Origin of the sequence: Bacillus alkalicellulosilyticus (assembly GCF_002019795.1) — a bacterium.
In the GTDB taxonomy this organism is placed as follows: domain Bacteria; phylum Bacillota; class Bacilli; order Bacillales; family Bacillaceae_F; genus Bacillus_AO; species Bacillus_AO alkalicellulosilyticum.
Genome location: NZ_KV917381.1, coordinates 270,355 through 295,675, shown reverse-complemented (window position 1 = coordinate 295,675; position 25,321 = coordinate 270,355). Strand labels below are relative to the sequence as shown.

General features: G+C 39.0%; 23 protein-coding genes. 2 read left to right on the top strand and 21 right to left on the bottom strand.

Annotated elements, in window-relative coordinates; translation table 11 throughout:
* Window positions 1–17: 17 nt before the first annotated feature.
* From pcrA to BK585_RS01485, 9 genes are all read right to left on the bottom strand, one after another.
* A complete protein-coding gene (pcrA, locus tag BK585_RS01525; protein ID WP_078551377.1) occupies window positions 18–2,240 on the bottom strand; it encodes a DNA helicase PcrA in 2,223 nt (740 codons plus the stop codon).
* A gap of 79 nt (window positions 2,241–2,319) precedes the next feature.
* Entirely contained in the window at window positions 2,320–3,003 is a 684-nt protein-coding gene (gene pcrB / locus BK585_RS01520; protein ID WP_078551376.1) for a heptaprenylglyceryl phosphate synthase, read from the bottom strand.
* Window positions 3,004–3,109: 106 nt separating this feature from the next.
* Window positions 3,110–4,234 carry a Ger(x)C family spore germination protein gene (locus tag BK585_RS01515; RefSeq protein ID WP_170885444.1) on the bottom strand — a complete coding sequence of 375 codons (1,125 nt, stop codon included), beginning with the start codon at window positions 4,232–4,234 and terminating at the stop codon, window positions 3,110–3,112.
* Complete coding sequence (locus BK585_RS01510) at window positions 4,218–5,321, bottom strand: GerAB/ArcD/ProY family transporter (protein WP_078551374.1); 1,104 nt, start codon at window positions 5,319–5,321, stop codon at window positions 4,218–4,220. Before BK585_RS01510 ends, BK585_RS01515 begins: the two co-directional genes overlap by 17 nt.
* A 5-nt stretch (window positions 5,322–5,326) precedes the next feature.
* A complete protein-coding gene (locus tag BK585_RS01505) occupies window positions 5,327–6,829 on the bottom strand; it encodes a spore germination protein (RefSeq protein ID WP_078551373.1) in 1,503 nt (500 codons plus the stop codon).
* 482 nt (window positions 6,830–7,311) lie between these two features.
* The gene (locus tag BK585_RS01500) at window positions 7,312–8,478 is read right to left on the bottom strand and encodes an IS256 family transposase (protein WP_078551372.1); all 1,167 of its coding nucleotides are present in this window, start codon (window positions 8,476–8,478) and stop codon (window positions 7,312–7,314) included.
* Between the two features lie 275 nt (window positions 8,479–8,753).
* A complete protein-coding gene (locus BK585_RS01495; protein WP_078551371.1) occupies window positions 8,754–9,065 on the bottom strand; it encodes a YerC/YecD family TrpR-related protein in 312 nt (103 codons plus the stop codon).
* A 19-nt stretch (window positions 9,066–9,084) separates the two neighbouring features.
* Window positions 9,085–10,104 (bottom strand): DUF3048 domain-containing protein, encoded by a 1,020-nt coding sequence (locus BK585_RS01490; protein ID WP_078551370.1) that lies wholly within the window; start codon window positions 10,102–10,104, stop codon window positions 9,085–9,087.
* A 39-nt stretch (window positions 10,105–10,143) separates the two neighbouring features.
* Complete coding sequence (locus BK585_RS01485) at window positions 10,144–11,886, bottom strand: adenine deaminase C-terminal domain-containing protein (protein WP_170885443.1); 1,743 nt, start codon at window positions 11,884–11,886, stop codon at window positions 10,144–10,146.
* A gap of 132 nt (window positions 11,887–12,018) precedes the next feature.
* Between BK585_RS01485 and BK585_RS01480 the strand changes: the two genes are divergently transcribed.
* On the top strand, window positions 12,019–12,345 hold the full coding sequence (locus tag BK585_RS01480) for a YgaP family membrane protein (protein ID WP_078551368.1): 327 nt from the start codon (window positions 12,019–12,021) through the stop codon (window positions 12,343–12,345).
* Window positions 12,346–12,438: 93 nt separating this feature from the next.
* Window positions 12,439–12,570, top strand: a complete 132-nt coding sequence (locus BK585_RS24775) for an EYxxD motif small membrane protein (RefSeq protein ID WP_419095490.1) — start codon at window positions 12,439–12,441, stop codon at window positions 12,568–12,570.
* Here BK585_RS24775 and purD read toward each other — a convergent pair.
* From purD to purE, 12 genes are read right to left on the bottom strand one after another with little or no spacing between them, the layout of a single operon-like run.
* The gene (purD, locus tag BK585_RS01475) at window positions 12,542–13,816 is read right to left on the bottom strand and encodes a phosphoribosylamine--glycine ligase (RefSeq protein ID WP_078551367.1); all 1,275 of its coding nucleotides are present in this window, start codon (window positions 13,814–13,816) and stop codon (window positions 12,542–12,544) included. The two genes, BK585_RS24775 and purD, sit on opposite strands and share 29 nt — an antisense overlap.
* A 19-nt stretch (window positions 13,817–13,835) precedes the next feature.
* On the bottom strand, window positions 13,836–15,374 hold the full coding sequence (gene purH, locus BK585_RS01470) for a bifunctional phosphoribosylaminoimidazolecarboxamide formyltransferase/IMP cyclohydrolase (protein ID WP_078551366.1): 1,539 nt from the start codon (window positions 15,372–15,374) through the stop codon (window positions 13,836–13,838).
* A 24-nt stretch (window positions 15,375–15,398) separates the two neighbouring features.
* Entirely contained in the window at window positions 15,399–15,965 is a 567-nt protein-coding gene (gene purN / locus BK585_RS01465) for a phosphoribosylglycinamide formyltransferase (protein ID WP_078551365.1), read from the bottom strand.
* Complete coding sequence (purM, locus tag BK585_RS01460; RefSeq protein WP_078551364.1) at window positions 15,962–16,987, bottom strand: phosphoribosylformylglycinamidine cyclo-ligase; 1,026 nt, start codon at window positions 16,985–16,987, stop codon at window positions 15,962–15,964. Before purM ends, purN begins: the two co-directional genes overlap by 4 nt.
* Window positions 16,988–17,025: 38 nt before the next feature.
* On the bottom strand, window positions 17,026–18,438 hold the full coding sequence (gene purF / locus BK585_RS01455) for an amidophosphoribosyltransferase (RefSeq protein WP_078551363.1): 1,413 nt from the start codon (window positions 18,436–18,438) through the stop codon (window positions 17,026–17,028).
* Window positions 18,414–20,642, bottom strand: a complete 2,229-nt coding sequence (purL, locus tag BK585_RS01450) for a phosphoribosylformylglycinamidine synthase subunit PurL (protein WP_078551362.1) — start codon at window positions 20,640–20,642, stop codon at window positions 18,414–18,416. The genes purF and purL overlap by 25 nt, the downstream gene beginning before the upstream one ends.
* Window positions 20,626–21,309 carry a phosphoribosylformylglycinamidine synthase subunit PurQ gene (purQ, locus tag BK585_RS01445; protein ID WP_078551361.1) on the bottom strand — a complete coding sequence of 228 codons (684 nt, stop codon included), beginning with the start codon at window positions 21,307–21,309 and terminating at the stop codon, window positions 20,626–20,628. Before purQ ends, purL begins: the two co-directional genes overlap by 17 nt.
* Window positions 21,306–21,560 carry a phosphoribosylformylglycinamidine synthase subunit PurS gene (purS, locus tag BK585_RS01440; protein ID WP_078551360.1) on the bottom strand — a complete coding sequence of 85 codons (255 nt, stop codon included), beginning with the start codon at window positions 21,558–21,560 and terminating at the stop codon, window positions 21,306–21,308. The genes purQ and purS overlap by 4 nt, the downstream gene beginning before the upstream one ends.
* Window positions 21,554–22,270 (bottom strand): phosphoribosylaminoimidazolesuccinocarboxamide synthase, encoded by a 717-nt coding sequence (purC, locus tag BK585_RS01435; protein WP_078551359.1) that lies wholly within the window; start codon window positions 22,268–22,270, stop codon window positions 21,554–21,556. Before purC ends, purS begins: the two co-directional genes overlap by 7 nt.
* 27 nt (window positions 22,271–22,297) lie before the next feature.
* The gene (gene purB / locus BK585_RS01430; protein WP_078551358.1) at window positions 22,298–23,593 is read right to left on the bottom strand and encodes an adenylosuccinate lyase; all 1,296 of its coding nucleotides are present in this window, start codon (window positions 23,591–23,593) and stop codon (window positions 22,298–22,300) included.
* 27 nt (window positions 23,594–23,620) lie between these two features.
* Entirely contained in the window at window positions 23,621–24,742 is a 1,122-nt protein-coding gene (gene purK, locus BK585_RS01425; protein ID WP_078551357.1) for a 5-(carboxyamino)imidazole ribonucleotide synthase, read from the bottom strand.
* A complete protein-coding gene (purE, locus tag BK585_RS01420) occupies window positions 24,739–25,224 on the bottom strand; it encodes a 5-(carboxyamino)imidazole ribonucleotide mutase (RefSeq protein ID WP_078551356.1) in 486 nt (161 codons plus the stop codon). The genes purK and purE overlap by 4 nt, the downstream gene beginning before the upstream one ends.
* Window positions 25,225–25,321 lie beyond the last annotated feature (97 nt).

Here is a 25,321-nt window from a genome sequence, read left to right as displayed (position 1 = left end):
GTCAATGTCGTTCCTTTCTATACTTTCGTTATTGGTGCAAATTTAGCAAATAAACGCTTTATTCCTGTCGGTGGAGAAAAGGCAATATCAAGTTCAATATGTTCTCCTTCACCTTTTAAACTTACTACCGTTCCAATTCCCCACTTTTTATGCTCGGCTTTGTCTCCGACTTTCCAACCGAATTGTTCTCCACCTGTTGTACCTATTGTCGGTCGAACAATTTGTTGTGTCTGTCGTTGCGGCTGTTCTCGTGAAGTTTTCATCCAGGATGGCTGTGGTGGTGCTTCCTTTTGAATGCAATCTAAGCAATCTTCTGGTACTTCTTGAATGAAACGTGATGGTGGATTGACATTCGTTCTTCCATACAATGTTCTCATTTTCGCGCTTGTTAAATAAAGCATTTTCTCTGCTCTCGTAATCCCTACATATGCCAGACGACGCTCTTCTTCCATTTCATCTTCTTCAAACAATGAACGACTATGTGGAAAAATCCCTTCTTCCATACCAATTAAAAAGACGAGTGGAAACTCTAGCCCTTTGGCTGAGTGAAGCGTCATTAATATAACAGCATCTTTAGGTTTTTCCGTCTCTTCATCTAGCTTATCAATATCAGCAACTAATGCAAGATCGGTTAAAAAGGCAATTAACGATTTATCTTCATTTTTCTTTTCAAAGTCTTGGGTTACTGATAAAAATTCATCTATGTTCTCTAATCGACTTTGCGATTCAATCGTATTTTCAGCACGTAACGCATCACGATATCCCGTTTTATCAAGTAGCTCTTCAACTAGTTCTGTTACTGATAAATAGTCTTGCATTTGAATCCAATTGTTCATTTGGTCTGCAAACTCTCTTAGCTTACTAACCACTCTTGCACTTAAACCTAGTTCTTCAATCTCTTGAAGCACGCGGAACATGGAAATACCTTGGTCAGCTGCAAACTCTCTAATTTTATCGACTGTGGCCGCACCAATTCCACGCTTTGGTACATTTATGATTCTCTCCAAGCTAATATCATCATCAGGATTTCCTACTAATCGGAGGTAAGCTAATACATCCTTAATCTCTTTGCGGTCATAGAATTTTGTTCCGCCAACAATATTATAATCGATATTGGATTTTAATAACATTTCCTCAATCACACGAGACTGAGCATTGGTTCGATATAAGATAGCGATCTCAGAGTTTTTATGAGAACCATTTCTTGTCGCCTCTTTAATCTTATCTGTTACAAAATAAGCTTCATCATGCTCTGAGTCGGCTTCATAGTAAAAGATTTTTTCTCCTTCACTATTTTCGGTCCAAAGGTTTTTCGGCTTTCGGTTTGAATTATTGCTAATGACCGTATTCGCTGCATTTAAAATAACTTTGGTCGAACGATAGTTTTGTTCAAGTAAGATTACTTTCGCATTTGGGTAGTCCTCTTCAAATGAAAGAATATTAGTAATATCCGCCCCACGCCAGCGGTAAATCGACTGATCTGAGTCCCCAACAACACAAATATTCTTCAGCTTTGCACTTAACATATTTACTAACATATATTGAGCTCTATTCGTATCCTGATACTCATCGACATGAATGTATTGAAATTTATTTTGATAATACTCCAGGACTTCAGGAACGAGGGAAAACAAGTGAATCGTCGTCATGATTAAATCATCAAAATCAAGAGATTGATTTTTCTTTAATTGCTTCTCATATTCCACATACACTTCAGCTGCTGTTTCATCGTATAAGCCCGAAGCCGTTTTCATAAAGTCAGCTGCTCTTTTTAATTCATTCTTAGCCGAACTAATACTACCGAGGATTCCCCTTGGGTCAAACTTTTTAGGGTCAATGTTTTTTGTTTTTAAAATTTGTTTAATCACAGATAACTGGTCAGAGCTATCTAAGATTGTGAAATTACTATTTATTCCGATTCGGTTGCTATCTCTTCTTAGGATTCTCACACACATCGAGTGAAACGTTGAAATCCAAATTTCTTCGGCTGTTGGTCCAACTAGACTGGCTACACGGTCTTTCATCTCTCTCGCTGCTTTATTCGTAAATGTAATCGCTAAAATATTCCAAGGTGCCACACCTTTTTCTCGAAGTAAATAAGCAATACGATGTGTTAATACTCTTGTTTTTCCACTACCTGCTCCTGCCATAAGCAAAAGAGGGCCGTCTGTTGTTTTAACTGCCTCTCGTTGCTCAGGATTCAATCCTGCTAGCATTTTTTCTATCAGTTTACTTTGCATTATCCCTCACCCCAAACAAATGTTCTTTTCTTTATTCTAACGCACCTCAGTACAATGGACAAGTTGATGTCATCGGCTTCTATTTCACAGCTTTGATCGTTTCTAGCGCTGTATTAAAATCTTCATATATAAGGTTACCAACGACTATCGTATCTGCATACTGTGCCATTTCTTTAGCTTTTTCAACAGTTGTAATTCCCCCGCCGTACACGAGCTTCGTCTCTTGTAAGACAGATTTGACAGCTTGTACAATTTGAGGAGAACCATATGCTCCACTATATTCTAAATAAAAGATAGGAAGATGAAACATATGTTCAGCCATCTGAGCATACGCCACAATGTCATCTACTGTTAAGTCTGTATTTGCTTCGGTTAATTGAGCAACCTTTGAATCTGGATTAACAATACAATATCCTTCCATCAAAATTTCATCCCAATTGACCAAATGTCCAAACTGTTTTACAGCCTCATGGTGAAGCTTTGTCACCCATGTCACATCATTGCTGTTAAGCACCGTTGGAATTAAATAATGGTCAAATCCAGGTGTAACGGCTTCTATATTAGAAATTTCTAGTGCACAGGGAATAGCATAACGGCGAATTTTTGAAAGTAAAAATAGTGTATTATCAAGAGTTACCCCATCCGTTCCTCCAACAATGATGCCATCCGTCCCTGATTCACAGAGTAACTCAATCTGTTCATCTGTTATCTCTTTATTCGGATCAAACTTAAATGTATGTTTCCAATCTTTAAACTCTAGCATAACCTATGCCCCCATCTTTAACTTGCTTACTGAACGATTATATCAAAAAAAACACCGTAATCTAAGTAGAGAACGATGCTTTTTATAATTTATCTTATTTCCAATTTTATTTGGTCGCTCCCGTTGAGATAATGGTTACTTTGGCATTGGCTGTTATTTCAGCATTTGCAAATGCCTCGTTCCAACGTTCTTTGCTCCAGCCATGTGGATATTTGATTCGAAACCCTTCTCCAAAACTACCGGGGTCACTTTGAAGTTCTTGCAATGTATTCACTACCTTTATTATTTTTTTCTCGAAATGTTCTTCAAACTTCGATTCAAAATCTTCTCGGGCATCCAACGACTCAAGATTAACGATTCCAACATAATCTTCAATCGTTCCACGAACGTATAAATGAAGATGGACTTTTGGGTTTTCTAATGTACCTGAAACCTCTTCTGTTAAGAAGGTATCGACAAACGTTAATAATGCTTCTTTCTCAACTTCTTTCCCTGATTCATCTTTTTCTGTAAACTCAACTAGCATATCTGGAATGGAATCTCGTTGCTTAAAAGTCTCTATCATCTTTCCTTCTTCATGGCCCAAGACGCCTACCATCTTATCTTTGTTAAAAAGCGCAACATGAGATAGATTTGCCGTACCATCTGTATATTCTAAATATGGTGTTGACGGATCTGAAACTTCATCGGTCGCTCGCATAAGAAATGCGTGTAACGTAGAATGAGGATTAAATATTGAATCCTCTTTTGGTTCTAGTTTCTCATTTAAGTACACATTAATATTTGGTTTGTCCTTATACTCTTGAGATAAAAACTCTTCAGCTGACCCTTTTACAACAGCAATAAATACATTTGTTCCAACGCGAGGATCGCGGTAAAGATTATATAAAACATTCCATAGTCCTACCTTCTGCGCATATTCCTCACTGAAAATAAGAACGCGTAGCTGAGCTAAGGTTAATACTTTTTCTGACTTAGTTGTAATTTCAAGTAACGCCTTATGAGGGAGTTTTACCGTAGCTGAATAAATCTGTGTTCTTTCTTCTGCATCCTTATTATGCTGTGGAAACGTTGCCGTTACTTTTACCTTTTCTGCATCACCCTCCACATAATCAAACCCAAGCACACCGATTATCCCCAAATCCTCAAGAACAGGACGTTCATATTCCTCGCCACAGCCACCAAGGATAATGACAGCTATAATAATGAGTAATTTACTTTTTCTTATCACTATTCACACCTAATTTCTTTTTTAAAAAATAGAGAAGCAACAGGAAATTCGGCAATAAAAGAAATGCATATTCTGTATACCTCACTCCTTGTTCAAACATATATTTTTGAACAGGCAAAGGAATGGGACCGATAAATAACATAATTGAAATAAACGCAACAACATACAAATGCCATGTTTTATTCTTGAAGTTTGAAAACAGCGCATCCATCCCTTTTTTGGCCACCCATAAATACATAGCTGACGTAGACAATACGAGGAAAATCCATAAACTGACGCCAAACGTTTCAATCCTTTCTGCAAAAGGGACATGCACAGCTTGAAGTAAATTTAATACGGGATATAGCAAATGCTCTAACTGCCATTCCGAGAAATATATGACCGAAGCAAAACAAACCAATACATAAAAAAAGATTGCAATCCAAATACCAATGGTAATATGTTTAAACGCCTTTTTTTGCTCTTTAATATACGGAAAATAAAACAAGAGAAGGGCATACCCAAACATGGCGGGAGCCCCTCCATCAAGTGCGATTCCCAGCTCAAACCAATCAAATGAAAAGGTAGGATATGCATGTGTCCAGTTTGCTCGTTGAAAAGCCCAAAGCAAAAAATAAATCATAGGGGCCGTAAAGAAAAACGCAAACATACAAAACCTTGCTATAGACTTTATTCCGCCCATTATGATAAAAATCATGACAAAATAAATCGCAATCGCGCTATTTGTAATTGGGTCTTCTGGAAACGTGATAACTTGCAATATCCTAACATAAGCTTGAACAACCGCTGATGCATGAAGAATGACATAGCACATGATTAAAAAATTGACGACTTTCCCACCTATATTACCTAGGAGCTTTTCATTAATTGCAAATAATGTGCTGTCTGGGTATTTTTTGGCTAATGCTATCATCGGTATAACAGAAATGGTTGCAAGGATTCCATATAAAATAGGAATGAGCCATTGATCATAACCTACCGGACTTAATTCATGTGGAAGCGAAAACAATGCTATACCTATGATTGTATTTTGAGATAGAAAAATGACATGATATTTCCCTAGCTTTTTAAAGGTACCCTTATCCATTTTACCTACTCCTCATCTAACGGTCGCACTAATTCTTTTTTCGCCCTTGATACACCCGATCTCTTTTTTATAAACTTCACTGGAGCACGGAGGACACTGTTTAACACGTCTGACCACTGTCTTGGAATGATTGGTGTTATATATGGAGTTCCTAGGGATGTCAAGTTAGACAAATGGTTTATCATCCAAGCTAAAACGATCATCTGACCAAACATACCAAACACACCAGCGCCTATTAAAAAGACATAGCGCATGACTCGAATCGCATTACTCATTAAAAAATTTGGTGGAATAAATGATAAAAGGGCAGTGATTGCGACCAAAACGATAAGTACATTACTGGCAATACCCGCTTCAACAGCCGCAGTGCCTATAACAATACCACCTACGATACCGATCGTCTGACCAATCTTTGTTGGCATTCGAGCCCCAGCTTCTCGTAGGATTTCAATAACCAGTTCGATAATTAAAGCCTCTACAAGTGGCGGAAACGGAACTTGCGCTCTTGACTCAGCTAACACTGTTAGTAACTGAGGTGGAAGTATTTCAGGATGATAAGTTAGGACTGCTACATAAGTGGATGTTAATAAAATCGAAATAAAAAAACCTACTAATCGCAACGTCCTTAGTAACGTTGCAGTGGCCCACCGGTTATAAAAATCTTCAGGAGATGTAAGGAATTCAAAAAAGGTAGCGGGCATAATCGCTGCTTCCGGGCTTCCATTTAACATCACCACAATTTTCCCATCAAGTAACGCAGCGACTGTATTATCGGTTCTAACTGTGATCCCAAACTGCGGAAATGGTGAAAACTCATTATCTTCTAAAGTCTGTTTTAATATACCTAGCCCTACAAACCCCTGATATTCTACATGGTTTAATCTAGTAATAACCCTATCGACATTTTGTGGATTTGCAATGTTCTCCATATACAAAACGACAACGGTATTTTTTGTTTCCTGTCCCATCGTAAACTCTTTCATTTTTAGTTGTGACGAGCGAACTCTCATTTTAATTAAAGTAATATTCGTACTTATCGTCTCTACAAAAGAGTCTTGTGGACCGAGCATCGTCGTTTCATTTTCAGGTGCTGTAACATTTCTCCCAACTTCAGCTAATGTATTAAATTTCAAAAGCATCTGTTGATTAGAAAAATAGATAACGGTTTGTCCACTAACGATGTCATATACAGCATTGTTCACATCATCAGGCTCAATGATGATTGCTGTTTTCATTACCTTCTCTGGCGATTCTTCTTTTAACTCTTTAATCGGCTCATAAATCATTTGGTGTAATACTTTTGTATCCACCAAAGAATTAATATACATAACAAAGGCAATATCATCTTCAAGCTCAATCTGTTTAACAACAAAATCATCTACATCTGTTAACTTCTCTTTAACCAACTTCATTGAAAAAGGCTGTATCTTTTGAGGTTTAGGATAAAAATCCTGCTTTTGTTTTTCTTTCATCTTTTTCTTAATTTTATTAACTGATGGAAACCACAATCGCACAAACTCCTTTATCAAGTGTTACTAAAATTCTTCCCAAACAACCCAAAACTATGTAAAAAAGCCTCCTAAAAGGATGACTTTCCCTTTTAGGAGGCTTTAAAAGCAAGACGTAGGCGCTGAGAGGCGCTTAATCGTTACCGAAGGAGGGTGGGAACTGTGCCGAGGGGAACGATTATGGCTAATCGTTACCCATGATGGGTGGAAAACGAGTCCAGGGGGAACGATTATTTCTAATCGTTACCCATGATGGGTGGAAAACGAGCCCAGGGGGAACGATTATTTCTAATCGTTACCGATGATGGGGGAAAACTGTGCCGTAGGGGAACGATTATGAGTCAAGTCCAGAATAATGTGTAAATTACTTAGCTACAATGTTACAACCTATAATGATATATAGTTAGTTTTTGATTTTGGTTACTTGGAAGGGGGGACCCCCTTCCAAGTAACCAAAATCTCGCTTCGCGCGGCTCGCTGGTTTAGGGCTTTAGAGTATATCTCCTATTTAACTGAAGGTTTTCATTCTCCATTAATAGCGCCCCAATTAATCGAAAAGCTGATTGTGTATTTGGAAAAATACGAATGACTCTTTCTCGTCTTCTTATTTCCTGATTTAGACGCTCTAACGAGTTGGTACTTGATAGGTGTCGTTGATACATTTTTGGTTCATTTAAATATTGAATGGATTCTTCAAATCCGTCTTCAAGGATTTCAATTGCCTTCTTCAACTTGGGATTATCTTGGTGATTCATGAGAAGGTCATCTTTAAATTTCCTTGCTTCTTCACAAGAGATTGTTTGGTATATTCTTCTCAAATCTGCTATGACCTGGCTAGACCCTTTTTTGGGAAGTTTATTAATAATGTTTCGTTTAAAGTGAACGGAACACCTTTGCCATGAAGTTCCGATAAATTCTCGGTCTATAGCCTTTTTTAATCCAGCATGGGCATCAGAGACAATAAGTTTAGGAGATTGGAGTCCTCGCGCTTTTAAATCACTGAAGAACCCTTGCCACGCCTCGAAACTCTCAGCGTGGTCTATTTTTAATCCAATAACTTGCCTCTTTTTTTCCTCATCCATTGCCGTCATAAGATAGACTGCTTTGGGTACAACTTTATTATGTTCACGCACCTTAATATACATGGCATCTGCATAGAGGTAAGGAAAATACTGGACATTAAGTGGTCGATTAGCCCATTTATTCACAACAGGATCAAGCTTCTCCGTTAGGGACGAAACAAATGATTTGGATACACTTTCTCCGCAAAGTTGTTCTACAATGTTTTTTACTTTTCGTGTTGACACCCCATTTACCACCATTTCTAACATAGAAAGAGTTAGTGCTTGGTCTACGCGAGAAAACCGTTCAAATATAGAAGTTGAAAAGTCTCCTTCTCTTGTACGAGGTACACGTAATTTAATTTTTCCAATACTAATCAGTAGCTCACGCTCATAATATCCATTACGGTAATCCCGGCGTTCTGGAGAACGCTCATAGGCAGATGCTTGTAAATGCTCATCCCGTTCTTTCTCCATAAACTCATTAAGAACTAATACAATTGAAGATTTTACAACTGCATCAATATTCGAATTCATCACAGATTCTTTTAAAACATCAATATCTAGGTTAAACTGTATTTGAGTCATTTTATATTCCCTCTTCTCATGTTTTTCGTGGTTGTTAAACATTGTAGCCAAGAAGGTATAAAATGACTCTTTTTGTTTTTACACAATTATACGGACTTAATCCGATTATGGCTAATCGTTACCCATGATGGGGGAAAACTGTGCCGTAGGGGAACGAAAACCCCAAAAGGAAGAAGGCAAGGCTTCGGCAACTGTGCGGCTAGAGGAAAAGACATTGAGCTCTCAATACTCTCCATATAAAAAAGGACGGCAGCCAGTAGCTACCGTCCTTCATCTTATATTTCCGTACCTTCTTCTTGTTCTTTTACTCGGTCTAATGTCATCTTATAGCCGTCGTTTCCGTAATTTAAACAGCGCTTAACTCTTGAAATCGTTGCAGTACTTGCTCCTGTTTCTGTCTCAATTTTATGATACGTATAGCCATTTTGAAGCATTCTTGCCACGTCAAGTCGTTGAGCCAAAGATTGGATTTCATTTATCGTACACAAGTCATCAAAAAACTGATAACATTCTTCAAGGTCTTTTAATGTTAGTATCGCTTTGAACAATTGATCTAGTTCTTTGCCTCGTAATTTATCGATTTGCAAGCTTGGTCACACCTTTCCACTATTGAACAATTTCCACATTTTCATCTAATGATGGCACAACGTTTATCCATGTTTTACCTGGCACGAACGGTACAATGTTTCCATTATGAGAAGGAAGGAGTCGACCATTGTGATTGGTCCATTCCAGTTCGAATGCTTTTCCATCTTGAAAAAGAAGCGCCTTGCCACCAGATGTTAAATCGATATCCCGTCGTCCTTGTTTATCTATTACTTTATGTTCAGTTTCAATAATCAATACATTTTCTAAAATGACAGGATTTCCTGTATCCTTATCAACGGTTTGTTGGTCTCCATTATAACGTAAATAGATTTGTTGTTCTTCATCGTATTTAAAATTGACAGAGTTACGATTAAAATATTGCACATTGATCAACGGAGCAGGATCTCCACCTAACTCAGAATTATCTTTAGCAAATGCTAAAGGCTCTACTTCACCGGTAAGTTCATACCCTCTCTCAGTCAGACCTTCTTGAAGTGCTTCAAAGCTAATATATGAATTATGAGGAGCTACTCTATCCGTAGAGCGCTTAAATAATGTTCCATCGTAAAATAGTCCGTTTAAATAATCAGCCTTGTTTTCTACTTCTAATAATCTTTTCGCCTCTGGACTCCAGCCATGAATAACAAAAAGAGAATCATATCCATTTGCTAAATCAATATGGTATTCGCGAGAACTTCTGACTGGGCCAATTCGCTCAGGCTGTTCACTATGAAAGATTGCCACAAATCTAGTAATTTCACCTTCTGCTAATATTTCATAAACCACATCTGCCTGGTCTATTCCAGATTGTGGTCTGGCCTTAGGATCATTATTAATAATAACTGCTACTGGACGACTCGTTAATTCTTCCTCAGCTCCCATTCCCGTTAATGGAGTAACAAACAACGGTTCTGGCTCTGTTTCCTCTATGATAGGTTCTTCGACTACTGGTTCAGGCTGAACTTCTTCCTTCCCACACCCTACTAAAGCTAATAGACTAAAAGAAACTGCAAGTAGTACCTTCGTTCCTTTTTTCATCTCTTAACACGACCTTTGCTATATGATTACTTTTATAGTTTAACGCATAATCGAAGGAAAGAGTATCTTTTTATTGAAAACATCATAGATTCCTCGCTGCGTCACTCTAATATATGGTAGATGCGTAGATGAAAAGAATAATAGAGTATAGATAGGGTCTTCATGTCTGTAACCTGATTCTCTAAGAACCTCTTCTAGTTGTTTATGCTGTGACATTACTTCTGCCATTGGCTGATTTGACATCACGCCATGAAGAGGCAGTGGCATCGTTACCCTAACTTCACCATCTTCCACAACAACTATTCCGCCACCTTGTTTTTTAAGCTCTTGAAAAGCTCTCATCATATCGATTTTATTTTTCCCAATTAATACAATATCACCCGTATTGGAATAGGAGCTAGCTAAACCTCCAATACGATCAGCAAACCCTTTAATGATTGTATTCATTCTCCACTTTCCCTTTTTATCAATCATCATAAAAAAGCATTCATCATGAGTAGTGGAAAGGGAATCATCTGTATCCTCAAAGCCAATTTGATACGGTTTTAAAATAACGGAGTTCACTAATTCTAGCCCCATTGGCATTGAGAAATGAAAGTCTTCACCCGTTAGATCCCAATCGAGTTTCATTTCCTCAAGACCAAATTCTTCCCATGCGAATGTGCTCTCATCGCTCACTCTTACTCCATTTTTTACAATCCAGTTTCCTTTAGCGAGAACACTAACTGGCGTAGGGTTTTCTTTGCTTGAAAGGAAATTAAGATGTGCGACTCGACCTGGTGCTATCATCCCAAGTTTGTGATCTAAATGATAATGTCTCGCTACATTATAGGTTGCCATATGGTACGCTTCTATTGGCGCAACCCCTTTATCGATTGCTATTTTTATAAGCTTATCAAGAACTCCGTCTTCGTAAAACATTGGAGTTGATCCATCAGTTGTGAGTAAGCATTGACTAAAATCATCAACACCCAAATCAATCATTTCCTCGATGAGTTTCGGGAGGTCAGGACGAATAGAGGAGTGACGAAGGGATGCTGTGTACCCTAAATTTAACCTCATAATGGCTTCCTCACCTGTCATGGCTTCATGGTCACAATTCACACCTAACAAAGCCATTTGAGTCAACGTCCGCTCAGATGCACCTGGAAGGTGACCTTCTATAGGTTTTCCTAATCGTTTTGTTTCCTGCATCCAGTGAAGAATACTATCATCACCACTTAGTACTTTTGGCCATGATGTTAATTCTCCTCCTTGAACAACAAGGTGATGTTCCAACCATGCTTTCATTTTAGAATACGAAAAAATTTCCTCTTCATTTTCCAACTCCGTTTGGGCGTCATAACGACACCACCAATACATCGATGTATCCATTTCATCTAACTTTTCAATTAAAGTAAGCGCTTTCTTTTTTTCGAGTGATAAAAAAAACATCATGTTGTCATTAATAGTTGTTGTTGTCCCCTTTGTTGATACATAATTAGCAAAGCTTAGGGGATTATATAATTGAAATGGATGTGCATGATGCTCGATATAACCTGGTACAATTACATACTGACTACAGTCGACCACTTCGGTTTTATCTAACTTTGTTGGCATTTGTTCCCCAACATAAATGATTCTATCTCCATAAATCCATATATTTGCATGTAGCCACTGACGTCGTGAACTATTTAAGTAGGTTGCATGAGTTAATACGATTGTCGGAGCTAGCTCACCACGGATGACCGCAAGTTGTTCTCTAAGTCGTTTTTTCGTCCAACGATATATTCGTTCAGTCATCATTCATTCACCCTTTTCTCTGTTTAATGGCTTTTTAGAAAAAAGTCTTATAAAAAATATCTTACCATACTTTTATCGTTTACCACATTACAGTTGTGAAAAGTTTATTAAAAATCTTAGTAGAAAGGTTAGATGAAATTGAAACAAAACATTGGAATGGTAAATGCTTTAGTCCGAATTACCTGTGGCTTTACGATTTTAGCATGGGCCACAGCAAAACTTGTGAAAAAACCATCACACAGTATGCCTTTATTCGTTGCAATGATGGGAGCGATGAAAATCGCCGAGGGCATTACTCGGTTTTGCCCTGTAACGTATATGATCAAACAACAAGCCAATGCAAGTACAACCCAAAACGGAAATCAAAATCAGCAAAAACATGAAACAAATCAGAACCAACAATCTCAACAACAATTCGGTACGTACTCTGAAAAAACAAATGAAGATTTTCTATTTTAATAAGAAAACGGCAAAGCCGTCTTTTCTTAATCAAACTTTTTTCAACTTATAGTTCAAAAAACCTTATAAGATATTTTCTATCTTATAAGGTTTATGCTATTTAAAAGGAGACGATGTCTTATGATTGAATATGGTATTGATAGTCTTTTTGTTTATGCCGCTGTTATTGGTACAATTGTTGCTTTATTGTTTATTTTTATGAAGAGGAAGAAGCACTCGAAATAGCTTTGTTTCCAATATCTTTACGATAAAATAAGCCCTCACTCGTAACAAGCTCAATATCCTTGTATACGAGTTTTTGTGCTTCAGCAAGAGATTTTGCTGACCTTGCAAGTAAAAGCACTCGTCCACCATTGGTGACAAACTTCCCTTCCACTTCCTTCGTACCTGCATGGAACACTAATGTTTCTGCTGGTACATCACCTAAACCTTCAATAGCATATCCTTTTTCATAAGCTAAAGGATACCCTTTTGAAGCCATAACCACACCAACAACTGCATCATCAGACCATTGAAGTTCTGGTTTATTTCCATCTAATAGTTGAAGCATAACATCTGCTAAATCATTTTCCAATCTTGGTAAAACAACTTGAGTTTCAGGGTCTCCAAATCGAGCGTTAAACTCAATTACTTTTGGACCTTTGGCTGTCATCATCAAACCAGCGTATAATATTCCAGTGAAAGAGCGTCCTTCCGAAATCATCGCCTCAGCCATTGGTTGAAGGATAGTTTCCACCGCTTCATTTACATCTGCTTGATTAAACTGTGGTACTGGTGAATAGGCTCCCATTCCGCCAGTATTTGGACCTTCGTCGTTGTCATACGCTCGCTTATGGTCTTGAGCACCCACCATTGGAAGAACGGTTGAGCCATTAACAAATGCCATTAATGACAACTCTTCTCCCGCTAGATATTCTTCGATGACAACTTTTGCACTGGCTGCACCAAATTGGTTGTTTTCAAGCATTTCGTGAAGAGCATGAACGGCTTCTTCCTCCGTCATCGCAACTACAACACCTTTACCTGCCGCTAAACCATCCGCTTTAATTACGATTGGAGCACCTTTTTCCTCTACATACGCTTTCGCATCAGCAAAGCTTGTAAACGTTTCGTAATAACCGGTTGGAATGTTGTATTTCGCCATAATCTCTTTTGCAAAAGATTTACTTCCTTCAATTAAGGCAGCGTTTTTCCTTGGTCCAAATACTTTCAGCCCTGCTTCTTGGAATGAATCAACGACACCAGCTAAAAGAGGCACTTCTGGTCCAACAATGGTTAAGTCAATACCCTCTTCCTTTGCGAAATGGACTAACCCATCATGGTCGTTTTCAGCAATAGGAAGAATGGTAGCAACATCTTTCATTCCTGCATTACCTGGTGCCACGAATACCTTTTCCGTTTTTGAACTTTGAGCCACTTTCCATGCAATTGTATGCTCACGTCCACCGCTTCCGATAACTAAAACTTTCATAGTTTCACCTCCGCTTCTTTTAGTGTTTGAAATGACGAACTCCAGTAAATACCATCGTAATTCCTAATTCGTTTGCCTTTGCTATGGATTCTTCATCACGGATTGAACCACCCGGTTGGATAATCGCAGTGATTCCTGCTTTTCCTGCTTCTTCGACCGTATCACTCATTGGGAAGAACGCATCTGAACCTAGGGCTGATCCTTGAGCTTTTTCACTTGCCTGCTCAATCGCAATTTTAGCAGCGCCCACTCGATTCATTTGTCCTGCACCAACACCAATGGTCATGTTGTCTTTTGCAAGTACAATTGCATTAGATTTCACATGCTTAACTACTTTCCAAGCTAGTTTCAAATCGGCCCATTCTTGTTCTGAAGGTTGACGTTCTGTCACAACTTTAATCTCAGCGTCATCAAATCCCAGCTTATCTTCCTCTTGAACTAGAGCTCCACCATGAATGGATGTAATCTTAACTTCCGTTGCACCTTTTCCTTCAAATGGAACAGTAAGAAGACGTAAATTTTTCTTTGCTGTTAATATTTCAATTGCTTCTTCACTAAATGAAGGGGCAATGATAATTTCAAGAAATACTTCTTTTAATTTTAACGCCGTTGCTCCGTCAATTTCACGGTTTGCTGCAATAATACCACCAAAAATAGAAACAGGGTCAGCTGCATAAGCTTTATCATAAGCAGCTTCAATTGAAGCTGCACTTCCTACGCCACATGGGTTCATATGCTTCACTGCTACAACCGCTGGTTCAGAAAACTCTTTTACAATAGCAAGAGCTGCATCTGCATCATTAATGTTATTGTAAGATAGTTCTTTACCGTGCAATTGCTTACCTGCCGCAATCGAACTGCTTGCTCCTAATGGCTTTTTATAAAAAGCTGCTTTTTGATGAGGGTTTTCCCCATAACGTAATGATTGTTGCTTTTCATACGTTACCGTTAATGTTTCCGGATACTCTTCTCCAGCTTGTTTTGTTAAATAGTCTGCAATCACAGCATCATATGCTGCCGTATGGCGGAACACTTTCGCTGCCAGCTTACGTTTTGTTTCAGCGGTAACTTCATTGTTTTCCTTTAGTTCAGCTAATACTGTTTCATAGTCTGCAGGATCAACAACAACCGTCACGCTTGCATGATTTTTCGCTGCTGAACGAAGCATGCTTGGTCCACCAATATCAATATTTTCAATGGCATCGGCAAAAGCTACATCTGGTTTTGCAATCGTTTGTTGGAACGGATATAAGTTAACGACTACTAAATCAATCGGAGTAATGTCATGTTTTTCTAGTTGTGCCACATGATCCGGATTATCTCTCATTGCTAATAATCCCCCGTGGATGTTTGGATGTAATGTTTTCACACGACCATCCATGATTTCAGGAAATCCAGTGACCTCTGAAATTCCGATAACGTTGACTCCTGCATCCTGTAATGCTTTACTTGTTCCACCAGTTGAGATAACCTCTACACCAAGGTTTACTAATTCTTTGACGAAAGGAACAATACCCTCTTTGTCCGATACACTTACGAGTGCTCTTTTGATTGCCATTTACAATTGATCTCCCTTCACAGCTTATTGTTCTATTATTTTTTGTAACGTTTTTGGATAAAGCTCATGCTCTATTTTTTGAATCTTCTTTGTTAAGGTTTCCATCGTCTCATTTTCTTCAAGTACGACATCACCTTGAGCAATAGCTGGCCCCGTGTCCATTCCTTCATCAACGTAATGAATGGTCACCCCGGTTTTTTCGACACCAGCTTGGAATGCTTGTCCTATTGCATCCTTGCCTGGAAACGCAGGTAATAAAGACGGATGAATATTAATAATTTTGCCTTCATAACTTTGTAGCAGCGTAGGACCAATTAATCTCATGTATCCCGCTAACGCAATATAATCGACATCTCTTTTTTGTAACTCAGACACAATTTCCGTTTCAAATGCTGATTTACTCTCATATTGCTTTGGTGTGAAGACAAACGTATCTATGTTATGGCTATTGGCCCGCTCAATCGCCTTTGCGCCTGGTTTATCACAGACAAGCAAAACAAGGTTTGCTTGAAGTGTGCCCTGTTCAACTGCATCAATGATGGCTTGAAAATTCGAACCAGTCCCTGAAGCAAATACGGCTACATTTTTCATGCGATTGACACTCCATCTCCAGTTTTCACTTTTCCAATGACGGATGCTTTTTCTCCTTGCGCTTGAAGCTCAGCTAGCACCTCTTCAACCTCGTTTTCTGAGACAACAATCGCCATTCCAATTCCCATGTTAAACGTAGAGAACAGGTCTTTTTCAGCGATGTTCCCTTGCTCAGCAATAAACGAGAAGATTTCTGGAATATCCCAAGAACCTTTCGCAATGTCTACTCCTAATCCTTCAGGAAGCATGCGAGGGATGTTTTCGTAAAAGCCACCACCAGTAATATGAGAGATTCCTTTTACCGTAAATTTCTCAATCACTGATAGCATTGGTTTCACATAGATTCTTGTAGGAGTCAATAACTCTTCTCCTAATGGCTTGGATAAGTTACCATACGTTTCTTTTATATCTAAGTTATTTTCTTCAAGCAACACTTTACGTACTAATGAAAAACCATTGGAATGAACTCCATTAGATCCTAGTCCAATAAGTACATCTCCAGCTTCAATCGTTTCTCCGGTAATCAGTTTTGATTTTTCAACAATCCCAACTGTAAAGCCTGCTAAATCATATTCTTCTTCACTATACATTCCTGGCATTTCAGCCGTTTCACCACCGACAATGGCACAACCAGCTTGCTCACAGCCATCCGCAATTCCTTTTACAATTGCTTCGATTTTAGCAGGTTCTGCTTTCCCACAGGCAATGTAATCAAGGAAGTATAACGGCTCAGCGCCTTGAGCAACGATATCATTCACACACATGGCTACCGCATCGATACCAATTGTGTCATGCTTATCTACCATAAACGCTAGCATTAGCTTTGTTCCTACTCCGTCCGTTCCTGAAACCAGGACTGGTTCTTTCAAAGAGTACTTAGACAGGTCAAACATGCCACCAAATCCACCAAGGCCACCTAATACTTCCGGTCTTTTTGTTCGTGCTACATGCTTTTTCATTCTTTCAACAGCTTCATAACCGGCTTCTATATCGACACCAGCACGTTTATACGCTTCAGACATAATCGTCCTCCTAAAATATCAGTTCTAGATTACGGATATTAACACTTATCGTGTGGATGAATCGTATCCGGGTAAATTTCAGTTGGGTATTGTCCTGTAAAACAAGCGACACATTGCCCGCAATTGCTAACTTCCTTATCTCGACCGAGCCCATTATACAACCCTTCCATACTTAAAAATGCGAGTGTATCAGCACCCATCATTTCTCTCATTTCTTCAATGGAATGAGTCGCTGCAATGAGTTCTTCTTTTGTTGATGTATCAATCCCGTAATAGCAAGGGTTTTTTATAGGCGGTGAACTAATTCTGACATGAACTTCAGTTGCTCCAGCTTCTCTTAGCATGTTCACGATACGTTTACTTGTCGTTCCGCGTACAATCGAATCATCAATCATGACAACACGTTTTCCCTCAACGACTCCTCGCACAGCAGAAAGCTTCATTTTTACCCCTTGCTCACGTAATTCTTGTGAAGGCTGAATGAACGTACGTCCAACATATCTATTTTTTATCATGCCAAGCTCATAAGGAATCCCAGTCGTTTCAGCATATCCAATCGCAGCTGAAATACTTGAATCAGGAACACCTGTAACCACATCAGCTTCTACTGGAGACTCAAGTGCTAATTGTTTCCCTAGGTTTTTACGTGCTGTATGGACATTGATTTCATCGACATTACTGTCTGGTCTTGCAAAATAAATGTACTCCATACTACAGATTGCTCTTGGAACAGATGAAGCAAATTGAGTCGCTTCCATTCCTTCATCCGTAAAACGAATGATTTCTCCTGGTTGAACTTCACGCTCAAACTTTGCGCCAATTACATCAAATGCACATGTTTCTGAAGCAACGACATAGGCATCGCCCAGTTTTCCAAGAGAAAGCGGACGTAATCCATTCGGATCAAGTGCAACGATCATTTCATCTTCCGTTAAAATGGCAAATGCATATGCCCCTTTTAACATTGTTAAACTATTCATTACCTTATCAATTAAACGAGGATAGGCACTTCTTTTAATTAAATGCGCAAGCACCTCTGTATCTGAAGTCGATTGAAAGATACTTCCTTGGCTCTCAAGCTGGTGCTTGAGTTGATTGGCATTGACTAAATTTCCGTTATGGGCAACAGCTAAGCTACTCGTTTGTGAGCGAAAAAGAAGGGGCTGAACATTAGCTAGCCCTCCTCCTCCTGCTGTTGCATAACGGACATGTCCAATTGCCGCTTTTCCGTGAAGGTCATTTAATACCCCAGATCCAAATACTTCGTTTACAAGTCCGTTTCCTTTATGAATCGAAAGCTTTTCTCCGTCAGATACTACGATACCTGCTCCTTCTTGCCCGCGATGTTGAAGGCTGTGTAAGCCATAGTAGGATATCGATGCCGCGTCTTTATGACCCCAGATGGCAAATACCCCACACTCTTCGTTTAAGCCTTTGATTTCAGCAAGCATGGAATTGCTCCCCTCCAAGCAGTTTCTATTTCTTCATGTGATACAGTAAGAACTGTATTTCCATTGCTATGAGTAATTGTTAAGCCGGCAGTAGCTGTTACTTCCCCGATTTGTTTTGCATCTTTTACAATGGCCTCAAATGCAGCTTTGTTTTCTTTTTTCACAGAAATAATATATCTTGATTGAGTTTCTGCAAATAAATCTGTCACGATTTCACCATCAATGGTTACGCTAGCTCCAACTTTCCCATTCATGACACTTTCAGCTAACGCTACGCTTAATCCGCCCTCAGCTAAATCATGAGCAGACTCAACAACACCTTCGCGAATCGCTTGAAGTACTTCTTGTTGACGACGCTTTTCTACTTCAAGATCAAGTTCTGGTGACTTCCCAGTAACTTTTCCTTTCACAAGCTTTTGTAACTCACTACCACCAAACTCAGCTTTTGTTTCCCCTACTAGATAGACAAGGTCTCCAGCTGCTTTAAAGTCTTGTGTTGTAATATGAGCTGTATCTTCAATTAATCCGACCATACCAATAACAGGTGTTGGATAGATGGCTTCTCCATTTGTTTCGTTATAAAGTGATACATTACCGCCAATAACTGGTGTTTCTAACACACGGCACGCTTCACTCATACCGTCAGTTGATTTTTCTAACTGCCAGAAGATTTCTGGTTTTTCAGGATTTCCATAGTTTAAGCAATCCGTCACGCCTAATGGTACTCCACCAGAACAAACGATGTTACGAGCAGCTTCTGCAATTGCAATTTTTCCACCGACTTCTGGGTCTAGGTAAATATAACGAGAGTTACAATCAGTTGTCATCGCAAGTGCTTTTTTCGTATCACGAATACGAACAACCGCTGCGTCTGAACCAGGGCTTACCACTGTATTTGTTTGAACCATATAGTCATATTGATCATAAATCCACTCTTTGCTCGCAATGGTCGGCTGAGATAGTAGAGAAAGAAGCATTTCTTTTTCATTTGTTACATTAGGGATAAATTGCTCTTCGTTTTGGAATTCACTATAGTAAGCTGGTTCCTTCGAAGGCTTATGATACACAGGTGCATCCTCTGCTAATGCATCAACTGGAACTTCAGCAACGACTTGTCCTTTATGTAAAAGGCGAAGCGTTTTATCATCCGTTACCACTCCAACATCTTTAGCGGCTAATCCCCATTTTTCTACGATTTGGCGAATTTCATCTTCGCGACCTTTTTGAACGACAATTAACATTCTTTCTTGAGATTCAGAAAGCATCATTTCATATGCTGACATGCCTGTTTCACGTTGAGGAACCTCATCAAGATTCATCTCAATTCCAGATCCCGCTTTACTTGCCATTTCTGCTGAAGATGATGTTAATCCGGCTGCACCCATATCTTGAATACCGATAAGTGCATCAGATTGAATCAATTCAAGACAAGCTTCAAGTAAAAGCTTCTCCATGAACGGGTCTCCAACTTGAACAGCTGAACGCTTTTCTTCAGACGTTTCGCTTAAATCTTCTGAAGCGAATGTAGCTCCGTGAATTCCATCACGACCTGTAGACGCACCAACGTACATGACGGTATTTCCTACGCCTTTGGCTTGTCCTTTTTGAATATCTTTATGATCAATTAGTCCAACACACATGGCATTAACTAAAGGATTTCCTTCATAGCAATCGTCAAATTGAACTTCTCCACCAACTGTTGGAACACCAACACAGTTTCCATATCCAGCAATACCTGCAACAACTTGCTCAAATAAATATTTTACTTTTGGAGATTCTAATTCACCAAAGCGTAATGAATTTAATAATGCGATTGGACGAGAACCCATAGAGAACACGTCACGAAGGATGCCTCCAACACCTGTAGCAGCTCCTTGGTACGGTTCAATGGCTGAAGGATGGTTATGGCTTTCGATTTTGAACACAACAGCTTGCTCATCACCGATATCGATAATCCCAGCACCTTCACCAGGTCCTTGAAGAACTTTTTCACCTGTGACAGGGAATTTTTTAAGTAATACTTTTGAGTTTTTATATGAACAGTGCTCAGACCACATAACAGAGAATAAACCTAGTTCAGTATAGTTAGGAAGGCGACCTAAGATAGTTTCAACCATTCCAAACTCTTCATCTGTTAATCCCATTTCACGGTAGATTTTCTGGTCTTTAATTTCTTGCTCATTTGGTTCACGATGTAACGACATGAGTTTCCCTCCAATTACGTAAAATAGATGTGAAAAGCTTTAAGCCATCAGAACTTCCTAGTAAATCTTCTACCGCACGCTCTGGGTGAGGCATCATGCCTAGTACATTTCCTTTTTCATTCATAATTCCAGCAATTTGATTAAGAGACCCATTTACATTGGATTCATACGTAAATACGATTTGGTTGTTTTTTTGTAATTGTTCAAATGTTTCATCGTCACAGTAGTAGTTTCCTTCTCCGTGCGCTACTGGAATTGAAATCACTTGTCCTTTTTCATAATCTGCAGTAAACATTGTTTCGTTGTTTTCAACAACTAGGTTTACAGGACGACAAATAAATTTTAAGTTTTCATTACGCTTCATTGCACCTGGAAGTAAGCCTGCTTCAAGCAAGATTTGGAACCCGTTACAAACTCCAAGAACAGGAACTCCTTTTTCGGCTGCTTTGATGACAGAATCCATCACGTTTGTAAAACGCGCAATCGCACCTGAACGAAGATAGTCTCCATACGAAAATCCTCCAGGAATTAAAATTCCATCAAATCCTTCAAGGTTTTCTTCCGCATGCCATACATATTCTACGTCCTCACCAAGACCATCCTTAATCGCATGGTACATATCCGCATCACAGTTTGAACCTGGAAATACTATGACGGCAAATTTCATGATGTCGCAACCTCCTCAACTTCATAACGGAATACTTCGATTACTGTATTAGCTAGTAATTTTTCACACATTTCTTTCACTCTTGTATCTAAATCATAGTCACCTTTTTCAAGCGTTAATTCCATATATTTACCGATACGAACTTCTTTAACTTCATTGTATGAAAGAGCGTGAAGAGAATTTGTAACAGCACTTCCTTGTGGGTCAAGAACACTTTCCTTTAACGTAACAAATACTTTAACTTTTAACATGATGATCCTCCTAATCGATTTAAAATTTCTTGATATCCATCTTGAATGTTTCCGATATTACGACGGTATAAATCTTTATCAAACTTTTCATTCGTATCTTTATCCCAAAGTCGGCATGTATCCGGTGAGATTTCATCAGCTAGCAATAATGTACCTTCTTCGGTAAGACCAAACTCAAGTTTAAAATCTACGAGACGAACGTTAATTTTTTCAAATAAAGTTTGTAGTGCTTGATTGACTTGAAAACCTAACTCTCTCATTGTTGCTAATTGTGCTGGTGTGGCAATGTTCAAAAGGCCAATATGGTCTTCTGTCACAAGAGGGTCTCCTAAGTCGTCATCCTTATAGTAAAACTCTACTATTGGTTGCTCTAATGCTTTTCCTTCTTCGATTCCTAATCGTTTTGAAAGGCTTCCAGCATAGATATTTCTGACAACAACTTCTAATGGAACTATCGTTACTTTTTTAACCAGTTGCTCTGTCTCAGATAGTCTTTCGACAAAGTGGTTTGGAACACCCATCTCCGTTAATGTTGTAAAAATAATCGAAGTAATTTCATTGTTTAATCTAGCTTTACCAACGATGGTGTCTTTTTTCTCTCCGTTAAAAGCTGTTGCTTCATCTTTGTATTCAATCCAAAGCACATCTTGCTGGTTTGTAGCATAAATCCGTTTTGCTTTTCCTTCATAGAGCAACTCTTTTTTCTCCACTCTATTCGCCCCCATAGCTCTTATTTTTTACAATAAACCTACACGTTTGAAAATCGTATCTACATTCTTAATGTGATAGTTATAATCGAAGCAATCATCAATTTCAGCTGGCGAAAGGACTGACGTAATTCGTTCTTCCGCTTCCACTAACTCGCGGAATTGAATTCCCTTTTCCCACGCTTCTGCTGTTTTGGGTTGAACAAGGTCATATGCTTCTTCACGAGCCATTCCTTTGTCAATCAAAGAAAGAAGCACACGCTGAGAATAGATTAATCCATATGTTCTTGTCATGTTACGCTTCATGTTTTCTGGGAATACCGTTAAGTTCTTCACGATGTTTCCAAAACGATTAAGCATGTAATTTAACGCAATTGTTGCATCCGGAATGATGATTCGTTCTGCTGAAGAGTGAGAAATATCTCTTTCATGCCATAATGGTACATTTTCATATGCCGTTAACATATGACCACGAATTACGCGTGCAAGACCTGTCATGTTTTCAGAACCAATTGGGTTACGCTTATGTGGCATAGCAGAAGACCCTTTTTGACCTTTTGCAAAAAACTCTTCAACTTCACGTGTTTCACTCTTTTGAAGTCCACGGATTTCAACTGCAAATTTCTCAATTGATGTTGCGATTAATGCTAATGACGCCATATATTCGGCATGACGGTCACGTTGTAATGTTTGCGTTGAAATTGGAGCTGCTTCTAAGCCTAATTTTTCACAAACAAACTTTTCTACGAAAGGATCGATGTTTGCATATGTTCCAACAGCACCCGAGATTTTACCAACACGAACACCATTGGCTGCATGTTTGAAACGCTCTAAGTTACGAATCATTTCTTGATACCATAGGGCAAGTTTCAATCCAAATGTTGTCGGCTCAGCGTGAACTCCGTGTGTACGTCCCATCATAACTGTATCTTTATGTTCTAGTGCTTTATTTTTTAAGATTTCAATGAAATTCTCGATATCTTTTTCTAAAATTTCATTTGCTTGGCGAAGTAAGAAAGATAATGCTGTATCAACAACGTCTGTTGATGTTAAACCATAGTGAACCCATTTACGCTCTTCTCCTAATGTTTCAGAAACAGCTCTTGTAAAAGCGACAACATCATGACGAGTATCTTGTTCGATCTCTAGAATGCGATTGACATCAAATCCAGCATTTTCTCTAATTTTAGCTACATCTTCTTTAGGAATAACTCCAAGTTCAGCCCATGCCTCACAGGCAACAATCTCAACCTCTAACCATGCTTGGTATCGGTTTTCCTCTGTCCAAATCGAACCCATTTCAGGTCTTGTGTAACGTTCAATCATGTTTTTACTCCTCCGTTTTATATGAGATTATTCCCATATTGCTAATTTTTCAATTTTAGATAAAGCTTCCTCGACAGAATCTGCCAATACATTTATATGACCCATTTTTCGACCTTGTTTCGCTTCTTCTTTTCCATAAAAGTGAAGCTTTACTGTGTCAAATTGGGATAACTTGTCCATTACAGCAGGTACATGTTCACCTAAAATATTTACCATAACTACTGGAGATACTAGTGTCGTTTCTCCTAGTGGTAAATCACAAATCGCACGAATGTGTTGTTCAAACTGAGATGTTTTACAAGCATTCATTGTGTAATGGCCAGAATTATGAGGTCTAGGTGCCACCTCGTTTATGTAAATCTCGCCGTCTTTATTTAAGAACATCTCTACGGCTAATGTACCAACCATTTCTAATCCATCTGCTAGTCTAACAGCCATCTTCTTAGCTTGCTCTTGAATCGATTCATCAATTCTCGCTGGGACAATCGTCTGGTGTAAAATATTGTTTCGATGGATGTTTTCAGCGACAGGGAACGTCTTCACTTCGCCGGAAACATTTCTTGTAACGATAACAGATAACTCTTTTTCAAACACTATCCACTTCTCTAACACAAGCTCACCTTTGCCTTCAAGTTCTTCAAAGGCGGGTTGGATGTCTTCGTCCGAGCGAATGACGACTTGGCCTTTGCCATCATAACCACCTGTACAAGTCTTGAGGACTGATGGAATGCCTATCTTTTGGATAGCATCTTCTAACTGTTCAAAGGTTTCTAAAACATAGAATGGAGCCACTGGAAGGCCAAATGATTGAATTGCATTCTTTTCTCTTCCTCGATGTTGAGAAGTTTCAAGCAACTTATATCCTTGTGGCAAATACAAATTTTCTTGAAGCCATCTTGCCGTTTCTTTATCTATGTTTTCAAACTCATAAGTAAGTACATCACAATGTTCAGCTAGCTCAATGGCTCCTTGACGGTCATCGTACTGAGCTTGAATAACAATATCTGAAATTTGACCACACGGTGAATTTTCTGTCGGTTCTAAAACAGCAATTCGGTACCCCATTTCGCGAGCTGAAATTGCCATCATTCTTCCCAACTGACCTCCACCTAAAAAGCCAATGGTGCTTCCAGGTTGAATCAATGTCATAGTTGTTCACTGCTTTCTAATACTTGTGCCTTTGTTTGTTCTCTTCGCTGTTCTAATCGATTCGCTACTTTTTCTTCCTGCGTTCCGACGATTTGCGCTGCTAGTAACCCGGCATTTGTCGCTCCTGCCTTGCCAATCGCTACTGTAGCTACTGGAACACCGCCTGGCATTTGAACGATTGACAATAGTGAATCTAAGCCATTTAGTGCTTTTGATTGAACAGGCACTCCAATGACCGGAACGACCGTTTTTGCTGCAACCATTCCTGGAAGATGAGCTGCTCCTCCAGCACCTGCAATAATGACTTTAAGCCCTCGTTCTCTAGCGGCTTGGGCATACTCAAACATTAAGTCAGGCGTACGATGAGCAGACACGACCTTTTTTTCATAAGGAATTTCAAGTTCTTCTAGAATATCACATGCATGTTTCATCGTTTCCCAATCTGAAATACTTCCCATGATTACGCCTACTTGTGGATTCATTGTTTGTCCTCCTATTTAAAAACATAAAAAACCTTGCAGATGGCTTATCTATAATGAGAGAAAGCAAACCATCAGCAAGGCTTATTAGCATTGCAAA